11 protein-coding genes are annotated in these 13,054 nt (G+C 66.2%); 8 read left to right on the top strand and 3 right to left on the bottom strand.

Features of this window, described 5'->3' with window-relative positions:
- Nucleotides 1-144 precede the first annotated feature (144 nt).
- Nucleotides 145-438, top strand: a complete 294-nt coding sequence (locus XINFAN_RS01720) for a nucleoside phosphorylase-I family protein (protein WP_233352090.1) — start codon at nucleotides 145-147, stop codon at nucleotides 436-438.
- A gap of 12 nt (nucleotides 439-450) precedes the next feature.
- Here XINFAN_RS01720 and XINFAN_RS01715 read toward each other — a convergent pair whose 3' ends face one another.
- Entirely contained in the window at nucleotides 451-2,700 is a 2,250-nt protein-coding gene (locus XINFAN_RS01715) for an MGH1-like glycoside hydrolase domain-containing protein (protein ID WP_124084766.1), read from the bottom strand.
- Nucleotides 2,701-2,751: 51 nt separating this feature from the next.
- A complete protein-coding gene (locus XINFAN_RS01710; protein ID WP_124084765.1) occupies nucleotides 2,752-3,804 on the bottom strand; it encodes an ABC transporter substrate-binding protein in 1,053 nt (350 codons plus the stop codon).
- 139 nt (nucleotides 3,805-3,943) lie between these two features.
- Between XINFAN_RS01710 and XINFAN_RS01705 the strand changes: the two genes are divergently transcribed.
- From XINFAN_RS01705 to XINFAN_RS01675, 7 genes are all read left to right on the top strand, one after another.
- On the top strand, nucleotides 3,944-4,810 hold the full coding sequence (locus tag XINFAN_RS01705) for an ABC transporter permease (RefSeq protein ID WP_124084764.1): 867 nt from the start codon (nucleotides 3,944-3,946) through the stop codon (nucleotides 4,808-4,810).
- On the top strand, nucleotides 4,807-5,589 hold the full coding sequence (locus tag XINFAN_RS01700) for an ABC transporter permease (RefSeq protein WP_124084763.1): 783 nt from the start codon (nucleotides 4,807-4,809) through the stop codon (nucleotides 5,587-5,589). Before XINFAN_RS01705 ends, XINFAN_RS01700 begins: the two co-directional genes overlap by 4 nt.
- Entirely contained in the window at nucleotides 5,590-6,657 is a 1,068-nt protein-coding gene (locus XINFAN_RS01695) for an ABC transporter ATP-binding protein (RefSeq protein WP_124084762.1), read from the top strand.
- A 305-nt stretch (nucleotides 6,658-6,962) separates the two neighbouring features.
- Nucleotides 6,963-7,964: a glycine betaine ABC transporter substrate-binding protein gene (locus XINFAN_RS01690; RefSeq protein WP_124084761.1), complete on the top strand. Its 1,002-nt coding sequence runs from the start codon at nucleotides 6,963-6,965 to the stop codon at nucleotides 7,962-7,964.
- A 228-nt stretch (nucleotides 7,965-8,192) separates the two neighbouring features.
- On the top strand, nucleotides 8,193-9,080 hold the full coding sequence (locus tag XINFAN_RS01685; protein WP_124084760.1) for an ABC transporter permease: 888 nt from the start codon (nucleotides 8,193-8,195) through the stop codon (nucleotides 9,078-9,080).
- Nucleotides 9,073-10,116: a quaternary amine ABC transporter ATP-binding protein gene (locus XINFAN_RS01680; RefSeq protein ID WP_124084759.1), complete on the top strand. Its 1,044-nt coding sequence runs from the start codon at nucleotides 9,073-9,075 to the stop codon at nucleotides 10,114-10,116. The genes XINFAN_RS01685 and XINFAN_RS01680 overlap by 8 nt, the downstream gene beginning before the upstream one ends.
- Before the next feature lie 348 nt (nucleotides 10,117-10,464).
- Complete coding sequence (locus tag XINFAN_RS01675) at nucleotides 10,465-11,964, top strand: phospholipase D-like domain-containing protein (RefSeq protein WP_233352089.1); 1,500 nt, start codon at nucleotides 10,465-10,467, stop codon at nucleotides 11,962-11,964.
- Here XINFAN_RS01675 and XINFAN_RS01670 read toward each other — a convergent pair.
- Nucleotides 11,915-13,000: a DUF475 domain-containing protein gene (locus tag XINFAN_RS01670; RefSeq protein ID WP_124084758.1), complete on the bottom strand. Its 1,086-nt coding sequence runs from the start codon at nucleotides 12,998-13,000 to the stop codon at nucleotides 11,915-11,917. The genes XINFAN_RS01675 and XINFAN_RS01670 overlap by 50 nt on opposite strands.
- Nucleotides 13,001-13,054 lie beyond the last annotated feature (54 nt).

The following is a 13,054-nucleotide window of genomic DNA, read 5'->3' as shown; positions in this document are numbered from 1 at the left end:
GGAACGGCGCTCCCCGGCCCCTAAGGCGCTGGGGGGGGCTAACGGGGGGGGCGGGCGCGCTGGCCGGGGCGGGTCTATGGCCAGGAGGCGGGGCTGGTCTGCGCCCATGCCTGGGGGCCGCGGCTGACCAGCCCGGCCGAGGTGATGGCCTGGCGCAGCATGGGGGCGGATTTCATCAACCATTCCTTCGCGCCCGAGGTGACGCTGGCGCGCGAGATCGGGGCCTGTATCACCAATATCAGCTTCGTGACGGCGGCGTTCCAGAGCTATTTCGCGCCGGCGGGAGTGAAGATCCTTGGCGATGATCCGTATAAGGTGCTGGGGCCTCTGGCGTCGAAACTGGCGCTGATGGTGCTGGCGGCGCTGCCTTTGGAGGCCGGGTGCGGTTGCGCGGGATTGCGCAGCGAACAGCCGCCGGAACATTACGCGCGACGGTAGGCCGGGGGGCGCTCATCGGTCCTGACGGACCTCTTCGCTGGCGATGACGCCCGTGAGGGCGGAAGAGCGGATCAGGGTGATCCGGCTGCCGGGGCCCAGGCCAGTGAGCGGGATTTCCCGGGGGCCGCGGGGCTGCGCCTCGCCGTTTACGAACAGATATGCGGTATCGAAGGCGGGCGGGGGGATGAGGGTTCCCTGCCCTTCGCCTTCGGGCCACAGGTCGAGCGAGATCCGGTCGGGACCGGCGGCGATCTGCGTCAGCCGTCCGCGCCAGCCGTCTGTGCCGAACAGCGCCTCAGCGCCGCGGCTGAGGTGCATGGAATCGCCCCGGCAGGTCAGCGTCACGCGGCCGGGCGGCATCAGCACCGGGCCAAGGTTCACGTCCTCGCCGGTCAGGGTGATCTCCCAGCCGTGCCAGGGCGAGACATCCATCACCTCGCCGAGGGCGATCAGCGGCAGCATCGCCGCCCAGGCGTAAAACGGATCGGCGTCAAGCTGGTCCTGGCCCTCGCCGGTGGTGGCGTTGTAGTTCTCGGCGGCGATGCGCGCGGACCAGTTCTTCATGAACAGGCGCAGGGATTTGTCGGCGAAGCGGCGGGCCTCGTTGAGACGCCCCTCGCGGCGCAGCGCCTGCCAGGTGAACCAGTTGACATTGGCCCAGATCCGGCCGCGCCAGTAGACGTTATCCCCGAACGCCGGATCGTCACGCGAGACGTTCGGGATCACCCATTCGCCGCCGAAGGTTTCGGGGTTTTCCAGATGGGCGATCAGGTGCTCCGCCTGTTCGGGCGAGGCCGCGCCGCAAAGCATCGGGTAAAAGCTGGTCGGCCCCACCGAGCGCACGAAGCCGCCGCCGCGCTGACGGTTGGCGAAGATCTTGCGGCTCTCGTCCCAGAGTTCGCTTCGGATCTTCGCGCGGCTCGACCCGGCAAGGACGGTGAACTCTGCGGCATCCTCGCTGTGGCCCAGTTCCGTGGCGATCTTCGCCAGCATCTCGGCATCGAGCGCCAGCGCACAGTTCAGCCCGAGGTCGATCAGCGACAGGGTGCGGGTTTCCGGGTTCCAGACCGCCTCGTCATGGGTGGGGGAATTGTCCATCCCGGTCTCGTTGCGGGCGCCGAAATGGCTGCCCTTGTAGAGACCGTCGCCCACATCGGACGAGCCGCAGGAGACGAGGCCGATCCCCTCCGGGTCGCGATGCGCGCGCCACCAGCGTTGGTTGGCGGCAAGGGCAGGGTAGCAAAGCTCCAGCAGGCTGCGGTCGCCCGCGCGCAGGAACATCAGCCAGGCCATCAGCGCGCCGTGGGGGGCCTGCGAGCGGTCCACCCAGATGTCGTTCGAGGTGGCGATGCAGGCGATATTGCCCTGCGGCGTGGCCGAGGCCAGCGCGGCCACCATGTTGTCGCGGGCGAGGGCCTCGTCGAACAGCCCGCACATCAGCGCGTTGAAGGTGGCGTCGTTATACCAGACCGCGAAATCGCCCAGGTGCCAGATCCGGCTGACGGCGGTCCAGGGGCGGCGGTTGGTGCCGTCCCAGAGCGTGTTCCAGCCCATAACGTCGCGGATCGCGTCCAGCGCGCCCCCGGCCCGGCCCTGATGGAGGGGCAGGGCGGCGGGGGCCTCGCGCGCAAGCGCGGTGCGGGCCTTTTCGACGGCGAGAGGGATGGAATCGGCGACGGCGGCGGCGAAGCGGGCCGCGGGCATCATTTCCAGGTTGAAGCGCAGGGCGATGCAGGGGGCGTGGCTGCCGCGCGCGGCTTTGGTGAAATAGCCGTTGGTCTCGTAATCCTCTGCGAGCGCCCCGGGGCTGGCATGGGCGGTGACCTGGACCGGGGCCTGGTCGCAGACGAGGGCGACATGGCGCTGGCCGAAGCTCAGGATCGCGGCGCTCAGGCCCTCGTCCCAGCGGGCCTCTTCTCCGGTCTCAGACGACAGGCAGAGCGTCACCCAATAGCGCAGGGCCCATTCGCCGAAAGCCCGGCCCTGCCAGCGCCCGGTGAAGGCCCAGGGGTCGGCCTTGTCGTAAGCCCAGTCGATCCCCGTTCCGGCGTGGCTGGTCTGGAACCTGATCAGGCTGCCGTCGGTCGCGTGCTCGCCGAAAGTGATGTCCTGGCCCGCGGTGATGAGCGACGCCCTGCGCGTGCTGGTGGCGTAAAGCACGGGCGTCACGCGGGCGCCGAGCGGCAGGAACACCATCTCGGCCGGGCGGGTGGACCAGGTGTTCCAGGCGCGGGAAAGGCCGATGTTCGGGCCGATCAGCATGGGCATTCCTTCCGGGGGAAGCGGCGGCCTCGGAAAGCCGCCGCGCCAGGGTCAGCGGGCGAATTCGGTCTTCACCTCGGCCCACATCTGCTGGAAGGCCTGACGTTCGGCATCAGAGAGCGGCCCCATGAAGCGCAGCTTTTCGGCCACCGCCGGGTCGCCCAGCACGTCGCGGTTGAAGCTGCCCTCGGGCAGGGCTTCCAGCGCCTTCGGGTTCGCGGAAGTGGCGGCGCCGATCTCGGTATCCCAGCGGGTGTAGAACCCGGGCGAGATCATGTAGTCGATGAATTTCGCCGCGCCCTCGGGGTTTTTCGAGCCTTTCGGGGTGCCCAGCACGTCGAACCAGGCGATGACGCCCTCATCCGGGATGACGAATTCGACCGGCAGGCCGAAGGTGGTCTTGGCCCGCATCGCGCCGCCGGCCCAGATCTGGCCGATGTCATAGGCGCCGTTCGCCATGCCCTTCATCCATTCGTCTTCCGACATCCAGAGCGATTTGACCTGGGGTTTCAGCTCCAGGAGCTTCGCCTTGATCGCGGCCAGATCCTCGGGGTGGTTGATGTCCTGGCCGAGAACCAGCGCGGTCTGTTTCACCTGCCATTCGGCATCGTCGCGCAAGGACACGCGGCCGGCATGGGCCGGATCCCACATCGCATTGGCCGAGGTGATGGGCGTGGTGATCCTGTCGCTGTTATAGGCGAGGCCGTTCACGCCCCAGACCCAGGGCACACCCCAGTAAGTGTCGTTGTTGTAGACGGATTCGTTTTCCTTGAAGGCCTGGGTCAGATCGTCCCAGCGGGTGATCTGCGCGGTGTCGATGCCCTGCAAGAGGTCCAGTTCGCGGATCGTGTCGATCATCGCGCCGTTGATGATCACCACGTCATAGGAGCCCGCGCCGGTCTGGAGCTTGGTCACCGCCTCCTGCTCCGAGGTGAAATAGTCGTGCAGCACCCTGATGCCGGTCTGGGCCTCGAACTCCTGGATGGCGAATTCGGCGTCGGTGCCGTAGCTGTTCCAGTTCAGCACGCGGATCTCTTCGGCAAGGGCGGGGGCGGCCAGGGCGGCGGTCAGCGCCGCGGCGGCGGCGTATCTGGTGATGGTCATATCTCTTCCCTGTTGATGGCGGCGGTGTTTTCAGGTCACTTAACCCCCGGAAGGACCGGGCGGGGGCCGGAAAGACCCGGTTCATTGCGGTATCTTGAGACATGAATGACCGCCCGGCGCAACAGGGAAGGCGCGCGAGATGACGACCACCGCCGCACGCAACCGCGCGATCCTGTGGCTGGCCGGGCCGGCCTATCTGTGGCTCCTGGCCACCGTGCTGCTGCCGCTGGCGGCGATGCTGTATTTCAGCTTCCTGACCGTCTCACCGCTGAGCGGGACGCCCGAATTCACCCTGGCGCATTACCGGACCTTTTTCACCCAGGAGGTCTATCTGGTGAACGCGGGGCGCTCGATGATGCTGGGGCTGCATGTCACCCTGCTGTGTCTGGCCTTCGGCTATCCTGCGGCCTGGGTGCTGGCGCGGGTGATAAAGAACCGCTGGCGCGAGGCGATGCTCTTGCTGGTGGTGCTGCCGTTCTGGTCGAACGGGCTGGTGCGGACCTTTTCCTGGACCATGGTGCTGACCGATTACGGGCTGATCGGGCGGGCGCTGCATGCGGTCTGGCCGGGGGCGCCGTCGATCGAGATCATGAACTCTTACCCCGCGATCCTGGTCGGGCTGACCCATGCCTATCTGCCCTATGTGGTGCTGACCTGCTATGTCTCGCTGCAAGGGATCAACCCCTCGCTGACCGAGGCGGCGCGGTCCCTTGGCGCGTCCTGGGGGCAGGTGTTCCTGCGGGTGATCCTGCCGCTGAGCCTTCCGGGGATCATCGCCGGGGCGATGCTGACCTTCGTTCCGGTGATGGGCAGTTTCATGGAGCCGCGGATCCTTGGCGGCACCCAGGCGATCATGCTGGGCACGCTGATCGAGAACCAGTTCACCGCGGCGTTCAACTGGCCGCTCGGCGCCGCGCTTGGGTTTGTCATGCTGGGGGCGGTGTTCCTGTTGATGGCGCTGTTCTGGCCGCTGATCCGGCGGCATGTGCAGGGGGTGGCGGCATGAGCCGGATGTTCGGGGTGCTGGCGCGGTCTTATCTGGGGCTGGTGCTGCTGTTTCTGTATGTGCCGATCCTTGTGATGATGATCATGGCCTTCAACAAATCGCCGCTCTACATGCTGCCGTTCCGCTTCGATACGGTCTGGTTCGGGAAGCTGGCCGAGAATGAGCGGCTGCTCCGTGCCACCTGGAATTCGGTCTGGATCGCGCTGGCCAATATGGCGATCGCGACCTCGCTGGGCACGATGGTGGCGCTGGCCTTCGCGCGCTACGATTTTCCGGGGAAGCGGTTCTTGCAGGGGCTGTTGATGCCGCCCCTGGTGATCCCCTGGCTGATCACCGGCACGGCGATGCTGATCTTCTTCTTCTGGACCGGGATCGGGCGCGGGCTGCATTCGATCCTCTTGGGCCATGTGGCGCTGTCGCTGCCCTATGTGGTGATCGTGATCTCGGCCCGGATGCAGAGCTTCGGCGCGGTGTTCGAGGAGGCGGCCGCGAGCCTCGGGGCCACGCCCTGGCAGGTGTTCCGCCGGGTCTCGCTGCCCCTGATGGCGCCGGGGATCGTGGCGGCGGCCTTGTTCGCCTTTGCGATTTCCTTCGATCAGTTCGTGATTTCCTATTTCCTCGCTCCGGTGGGGATCTCGATCCTGCCGGTCGAGATCTATTCCTCGATCCGTCAGGGTTTTACCCCCGAGATCAACGCGATTTCGACCATCGTCATCCTGGTTTCCATGGCGCTGATGATCGCCTTCGCCCGGCTGTCGAGCTTTTCAGGAGAGCGCTGAATGGGGTCCGTCGATCTGCAATCCGTCACCAAAACCTATGGCGCCACCCGCGCGCTGGACGAGGTGACGCTGACCATCGCCGAGGGCGAGTTCTTCGGGCTGCTCGGCCCCTCGGGCTGCGGCAAGACCACGCTTCTGCGCGCCATCGCCGGGTTCGTGACGCCCGACAGCGGGCGCATCCTGATGGACGGCCAGCCGGTTGAGAGGGTGCCGGTGAACCGCCGCGACATAGGGCTGATGTTCCAGAACTACGCGCTTTTCCCGCATCTGAACGTGCGCGAGAACCTCGGCTTCGGCCTGTCGGTGCGCCACCGCCCGAAGGCGGAAATCGCGGCGCGGGTAGAAGAATTGCTCAGGCTGGTGCGGCTGGAAGGGTTCGGCGAGCGCAAGCCGCGTGAGCTTTCGGGCGGGCAGCAGCAGCGGGTGGCGCTGGCCCGCGCGCTGGCGACCAATCCGCGGGTGCTGCTTCTGGACGAGCCGCTCGGGGCGCTGGACAAGAACCTGCGCGAAGAGATGCAGATCGAGCTGAAACAGATCCAGCGCGAGTTGGGCATCACCACGATCTTCGTCACCCACGACCAGGAAGAGGCGCTGACGCTCTCCGACCGCATCGCCATCATGCGGGCGGGCAGGGTCGAACAGATCGGCGCCCCGCGCGCGATCTATGAGCGCCCGGCGACGGTGTTCGCGGCGAATTTCCTTGGCGCGGCGAATCTCTTCACCGGCATGGTCGAGGCGCGCGAGGGCGGGCTGACCCGGGTGCGGCTGGAGGACGGCAGTCTCGTCACCACCCGCGACGAGGCCGCCCCTGGGCGCCAGGTGACGCTGGCGGTGCGGCCCGAGAAAATGCAGGTCGCCGCGCCCGGAGAGGGGCCGAACCGGCTGAGCGGCACCGTCTCGCATGAGGTGTTCACCGGCACGGCGGTGATTCTGCGGATGGACTTCCAGGGCCGCGCCATTTCGGTCTTCGCGCAGAACGACGGCGGCCCGCTGCCCCGCGCGGGAGAGGCGCTGACCGCGGCTTTCGACCCGGCCAATGCGGTGATTCTGACCGATCCGGCAGGGTGAGACCGTTTCCCGCCGAAGCGGCTGCGGCATGACGTGCCATGTCGCAATAGCCTGATAAAGGTCGCGTGAGGCGCCGAGCCGGGGCGGTTTTCCGTTGATCTTCCGCCGCGGAAGTTTCACGATCCGACATGACCGAAGACAATGACAGCACGGTCGATCCGCAAGGGCACGCCCGTGCCGGCGAGAGCCGGGGTCCCGCTCCCGTCTTCGCTGCCGGAGCGGGATCCGTCCGCAAGATCCGAAACCTGACGGCAGAAGCGGTGTCGCCGCCAGGTTCATCCACAAACCGCAATCGGGAGAAATTCATGAAGAAATTGTCTGTATCCGCGCTTCTGTCGCTGGGCGTCAGCTTTGGCGCCACCGCCGCCATGGCGCAGGATTGCGGCGATGTCACCATCGCCAGCATGAACTGGCAAAGCGCCGAAGTTCTGGCCGCGCTTGACGCCTTCATCCTCAAGGAAGGCTATGGCTGCAACACCAGCGTGATCACCGGCGACACCGTGCCGACCATCACCTCGATGGTAGAAACCGGCGCCCCCGACCTCGCCCCCGAGGGCTGGGTCGATCTGGTGCCCGAAGTGATCGCCCGCGGCACCGCGGAAGGCCGCCTCGTCCCCGGCGCGCTGGCGCTGTCGGATGGTGCGGTCCAGGGCTGGTGGATCCCGAAATACCTCGCCGACGCCAATCCCGATCTGAAGACCATCGACGATGTGCTGAAGCGCCCCGACCTGTTCCCCGATGCCGAGGACGCCTCGAAGGGCGCGGTGCACAATGGCCCGGCCGGATGGGGCGGCACCGTGGTCACCGCTCAACTGTTCAAGGCCTATGGCGCCGAAGCGGCCGGGTTCAAGCTGATCGACACCGGCTCGGCCGCGGGCCTCGACGGCTCCATCGCCCGCGCTTACGAGAATCAGCAGGGCTGGGTCGGCTATTACTGGGCTCCGACCGCGCTTCTGGGCAAATACGAGATGGTCAAGCTGGACCATGGCGTCGAGTTCAACGCGGAAGAATGGGCGCGCTGCAACTCGGTCGCGGAATGCCCCGATCCGCAGAAGAACGACTGGCCGGGCGACACGGTGCAGACGCTGATGACCTCGGGCTTCGCCGAGCGCGCCCCGGCCGATGTGAAAGCCTATCTCGACACCAGGTCCTGGTCGAACGCCACCGTCAACGCACTGATGGCCTGGATGACCGACAACCAGGCCGCGGGCGAGGATGGCGCGCGGTATTTCCTTGAGAACAACGAGGAAATCTGGACCCCGTGGGTCACCCCCGAGGCCGCCGAAAAGATCAGATCGGCGCTCTGATCAAAGACCTGTCCGGCGGTTTCCATGCCGCCGGACAGCCTTCCCTGAGGGCGCCGGCAAAGCTGGCGGACCACAGGGAAACCGACCGCAGCCCAGGACGGTTTTTGCGCATTCGTGTCGCATTAGGATGAAACCGCCGGTCGCTCTTGCGGCAGAAAGCAGGGCAAAAAAAACCGGCCGCGCACAGGCGCAGGCACGGCAACAACAAGCGAACCCGGGGGTCTTTTGATGGATTGGTTTTATAATTTTCCGCATATGAGCGACAGTTCATTGCGGGATTTGCGGAAGGTCATCGACGACGGTTTCCGGGAATTCACCCGGGCCTGGGGCGGCACGTTCGAGACGATCTTCGAGCCGCTGCGGCAGTTCCTGATCCATTCCGAGCGGCTGATGCTGGCCACGCCCTGGCCGGTGATGCTGGCGCTCGTCGCGGCCATCGCCTGGTTCGCCAGCCGCAGCTGGAAGATCGTGATCGGCGCGGTGATCACGCTTCTGCTGATCGGCTGGTTCGACATGTGGGAAGACACGATGCGCACCGTGTCGATGATCTTCGTCTGCACCGTGGTGGCGATCGCGCTCGGGATTCCGATCGGCATCCTGATGGCGCGCTCGAACCGGATGCAAAGCGTGATGAACCCGATCCTCGACGTGATGCAAACCATGCCGAGCTTCGTCTATCTGATCCCGGTGGTGATGCTTCTGGGCATCGGCCGGGTGCCGGGGGTGATCGCGGTGGTGATCTACGCCATCCCGCCGATGATCCGGCTGACCAATCTGGGGATCCGCCTCGTCGACAAGGACGTGCTGGAGGCGGCGGATGCCTTCGGCTCGTCGTCCTGGCAGAAGCTGAAGAACGTGCAGATGCCGCTGGCGCTGCCGACGATCATGGCCGGGATCAACCAGACCATCATGATGGCGCTGGCCATGGTGGTGATCGCCTCGATGATCGGGGTGCAGGGGCTCGGCCAGCCGGTGCTGCGCGCGATCAACAACCAGTATTTCACCATGGGCATGTTCAACGGTCTGGCGATCGTCGGCATCGCCATCATCTTCGACCGCGTAAGCCAGGCCTACGGCCGGCGCCTGCAAAAGCATCTGGAGATCGTCCATGGCTGATCCGGCAATCAACGAATACGGCATCGCGATCCGGCGTCTCTACAAGATCTTCGGTCCGAAGGCGGCGGAACTGGTGTCGCTGGTCGAGGGCGGCATGTCCAAGGCCGAGCTGAACGAGAAGCACGGCCATGTGCTGGGGCTGCGCGACATCAACATCTCGATGCCGGCGGGCGGGATCCAGGTGATCATGGGGCTGTCGGGCTCGGGCAAGTCGACGCTGATCCGCCACATCAACCGGCTGATCGACCCGACCTCGGGCGAGGTCATCGTCGGCGGCGAGGATGTGGTGAAGATGTCCCCCGACCAGCTCCGCGAATTCCGCCGCCACAAGACGGCGATGGTGTTCCAGAAATTCGCGCTGCTGCCGCACAGAAATGTGCTGGAGAACACCGTCTACGGGCTTGAGGTCCAAGGCGTGGCGCGGGCGAAACAGGTGGAAACCGCAACCTACTGGCTGGAGCGGGTCGGCCTGAAAGGGTTCGAGCAGAAATATCCCAACCAGCTTTCCGGGGGCATGCAGCAGCGGGTGGGCCTTGCCCGGGCGCTGACCAACGACGCGCCGATCCTTCTGATGGACGAGGCGTTCTCGGCGCTCGACCCGCTGATCCGGGTCGACATGCAGACGATCCTGCTGGACCTGCAAAAGGACATCCGCAAGACCATCGTCTTCATCACCCACGACCTGGACGAGGCCCTGCGCCTCGGCGATCAGATCGCCATCCTGCGCGACGGCGAGATGGTGCAGCAGGGCACCGGCCAGGACATCGTGATGCACCCGGCCGACGATTACATTTCCAGCTTCGTGGAACATGTGAACCGCGGCAAGGTGATCCGGGTCGGAACGCTGATGACCAGGGGCCCGGCGGATGCGGATCTCCCGCAACTGCCCGAGGGTACGCTGCTGGACGAGGCCGCGCGCCGCATCATCGCCTCGGGCCAGGAGCGTTTCGCGGTGACCGACGCCGAAGGCCGCCCGCTCGGCACCATCGACATGGCCGCCATAACCAGAGGCATGTTCACAACACACGCCGCCTGACCCCCCGGGACGGGGCCCCCGGGCCCCGCCCGCTCTCCCGCGCGGGCCGCGGACCTGCTTGGCAGCTCCCCGCATCCGGGAACAGCCTCCCGCGCCAGACCGCGGCGCGCAAAACGACCTGCCTCATTTTCTGTCTCTAAATATCCCGGGGGGATTGCCGAAGGCAATCGGGGGCTGGCCCCCCTCCGGGGCTTCAACAGATACCGAGGGTGATACAGCCGCCACGGCCCGGATCCTCACAAGCACCGCCACGCCGAAACCGGGGCCCGAAATCGCGGCGGAACCGGCGGGCGGCCCCTTGCGTTCAGCATCGGGGACGAGGGGCCGATGCAAGAGAGCCGCATAGTGATGGAACCGGGCCGGAACTGCTGGCGCATCGAGCCCGCGGAGCGTTTCGCCTTCATCGTCGATGCGGCGGATTATTTCGTGGCGGTGCGCAAGGCGATGCTGGCGGCGCGGCGCTCGATCCTGCTGATCGGCTGGGATTTCGACGCGCGGATCAGTTTCGGCGATCACTCAGACGGTGGGCCGGAACGGCTGGGGGATTTCATCCTCTGGCTGGCAGACCGCACGCCTGCGCTGGAAATCCGCCTGCTCCGCTGGGACACCGGCGCGCTCAAGACGCTGTTTCGCGGCACGACCCTGTTCACGATCCTGCGCTGGAAGGCCCATCCGCGCATCACGCTCCGGCTGGACGCGGCGCATCCCCTGGCCAGTTCGCACCATCAGAAGATCGTGGCGATCGACGATTGCATGGCGTTCTGCGGCGGGATCGACATGACGATGAACCGCTGGGACACCCGCGAGCATCTGGACGACGACCCGAAGCGCATCAGCCCCGGCGGTCGGCACCATCCGCCCTGGCATGACGCGACCAGCGCCTTCGACGGCAAGGCCGCCGGCGCCATCGCCGATCTGGCGCGCGCCCGCTGGAAGGCGGCCACCGGCGAGGTGCTGGAGCCCTGCGAGGATTGCCACGACTGCTGGCCCCCGGGGCTGCCCGCGCGGCTGAGGGATGCGCCGCTGGCCATCGCCCGCACCGTCCCGAAGATGGAGGGGGTGGAGCCGCGCCACGAGATAGAAGAGGCCTACGCCGACATGATCCGCGCGGCGCGGCGCTTCATCTATCTGGAAAGCCAGTATTTCGCCTCGCGCCGCATCGCGCGGGCGGTGGCCGAACGGCTGCTTGAGGAGGACGGGCCGGAGATTCTGGTGATCAACCCGCGCGCCGCCCATGGCTGGCTGGAGCCGCTGGCGATGGACACCGCCCGCGCCCGGCTGGTCAAGGCCCTGCGCAGGATCGACATGCACGGACGGCTTGGGATTTACCATCCGGTCACGGCAGGGGGCGCGGATATCTATGTCCATGCCAAGGTGATGGTGGTCGACGATGCGGTGCTGCGGGTGGGCTCGTCGAACGTCAACAACCGCTCTTTGCGGCTGGATACCGAATGCGACGTGATCCTTTCCACTGACGCGCCCGGCTGCGCCCATCTGCGCGAGGGGATCGCGGCGTTGCGCGACGATCTGCTCGCCGAACATCTGGGGGTGACGCCCGGGGTCGTCGGCGAGACGCTGGCGCGGACCGGATCGCTGCTGGCCACGGTCGAGGCTTTGCGCGGGCCGGGCCGCAGCCTGCGGCCCTATGAGCTGCCCGATCTGAACGGTTTCACCAAATGGCTGGCCGACAACGAGATCCTCGATCCGAACGGCCCCGACGAGATCTTCGAATCCCCCGCGAAACGCGGGCTGTTCAAAGGGTGGGAGCGGCTGCGCGAGCGGATCCGCCGCGCCCGCTCTACTCTGCGGCGGCGGCCTCGCGCCGGTTCCAGCGGATCGAGGAGATGAGCGCCACCCCGATCAGGCAGGCGCCGCCGAGGCCGGTGATCACCTCGGGGATATGGATCAGCGCCTGGAGATACATGATCACCGACAGGATCATGATCGCCCAGAAGGCGCCGTGCTCCAGATAGCGGTATTCGGCGAGCGTGCCGCGCTCGACCAGCATGATGGTCATCGAACGCACATACATCGCGCCGATGCCCAGACCGATGGCGATGACGAACAGGTTCTGCGTCAGGGCGAAGGCGCCGATCACGCCGTCGAAGGAAAAGCTGGCGTCCAGCACCTCAAGATACAGAAAGGCGCCGAAACCGCCTTTGGCCGCGCCCTCCAGCATCTGCTGGCTGCGGTCGAGCACGCCGCCCACCACCTCTACCAGAAGAAAGGTCAGAAGGCCCCAGACCGCCGAATAGAAGAAGGTGTTCGCCGCCACCGGCCCCAGATGGGGCGCGTCCGAATCGCCGATGATGCGGGTGAAGATCATCATGATCACCAGAACCACCGCGATCTCGACCCCTTTGACCGAGGAATATTGCTGGGCTTTCTCTTCGATCCAGCGGATCCAGTGCACGTCTTTCTCATGGTCGAAGAAGAAGCTCAGCGCCACCATCATCAGGAAGGTGCCGCCGAAGGCCGCGATCGGCAGATGCGCCTCAAGCATGATGCGAGAATATTCCTCGGGCTGGCTGGCGGCCATGGTCAGCGCGGTCCAGGGGCCGACATTGGCGGCGATCACCACGATCATGAGCGGGAAGATCACCCGCATCCCGAACACGGCGATCAGGATGCCCCAGGTCAGGAAACGGCGCTGCCATTTCGGCGTCATGTCCTTCAGCTTGTTCGCGTTCACGATGGCATTGTCGAACGAGAGCGAAATCTCCAGCACCGCCAGCACGGCGCAGATGAAGAAGACCGAAGCCATGCCGCCCAGGGTGCCCGTCATCTGCCAGCCAAGCCAGGCCCCGAGCGCAAGGCCGAGGACCGTGACGATGATCGCCACCGTCAGATAGGACAGCACCGAGCGTTCCGTTCTTCCCGTCATCGCCTTTTCCCCTGTGCCGCGACCGCCGTTCCGGCTGCGCTTTCTGTTAGCCGG

This window comes from Pseudogemmobacter humi, from assembly GCF_900609055.1.
GTDB lineage: Bacteria > Pseudomonadota > Alphaproteobacteria > Rhodobacterales > Rhodobacteraceae > Pseudogemmobacter > Pseudogemmobacter humi.
The sequence above is the reverse complement of the archived record's forward strand: the minus strand, read 5'-3'. Positions and strand labels throughout refer to the sequence as shown.

Excerpts from the sequence above, each read along its gene's own strand:
- XINFAN_RS01720 (WP_233352090.1), top strand. The coding sequence starts at position 145 with ATGGCCTGGCGCAGCATGGGGGCGGATTTCATCAACCATTCCTTCGCG.
- XINFAN_RS01715 (WP_124084766.1), bottom strand. The coding sequence starts at position 2,700 with ATGCTGATCGGCCCGAACATCGGCCTTTCCCGCGCCTGGAACACCTGG.
- XINFAN_RS01710 (WP_124084765.1), bottom strand. The coding sequence starts at position 3,804 with ATGACCATCACCAGATACGCCGCCGCCGCGGCGCTGACCGCCGCCCTG.
- XINFAN_RS01705 (WP_124084764.1), top strand. The coding sequence starts at position 3,944 with ATGACGACCACCGCCGCACGCAACCGCGCGATCCTGTGGCTGGCCGGG.
- XINFAN_RS01700 (WP_124084763.1), top strand. The coding sequence starts at position 4,807 with ATGAGCCGGATGTTCGGGGTGCTGGCGCGGTCTTATCTGGGGCTGGTG.
- XINFAN_RS01695 (WP_124084762.1), top strand. The coding sequence starts at position 5,590 with ATGGGGTCCGTCGATCTGCAATCCGTCACCAAAACCTATGGCGCCACC.
- XINFAN_RS01690 (WP_124084761.1), top strand. The coding sequence starts at position 6,963 with ATGAAGAAATTGTCTGTATCCGCGCTTCTGTCGCTGGGCGTCAGCTTT.
- XINFAN_RS01685 (WP_124084760.1), top strand. The coding sequence starts at position 8,193 with ATGGATTGGTTTTATAATTTTCCGCATATGAGCGACAGTTCATTGCGG.
- XINFAN_RS01680 (WP_124084759.1), top strand. The coding sequence starts at position 9,073 with ATGGCTGATCCGGCAATCAACGAATACGGCATCGCGATCCGGCGTCTC.
- XINFAN_RS01675 (WP_233352089.1), top strand. The coding sequence starts at position 10,465 with ATGGAACCGGGCCGGAACTGCTGGCGCATCGAGCCCGCGGAGCGTTTC.
- XINFAN_RS01670 (WP_124084758.1), bottom strand. The coding sequence starts at position 13,000 with ATGACGGGAAGAACGGAACGCTCGGTGCTGTCCTATCTGACGGTGGCG.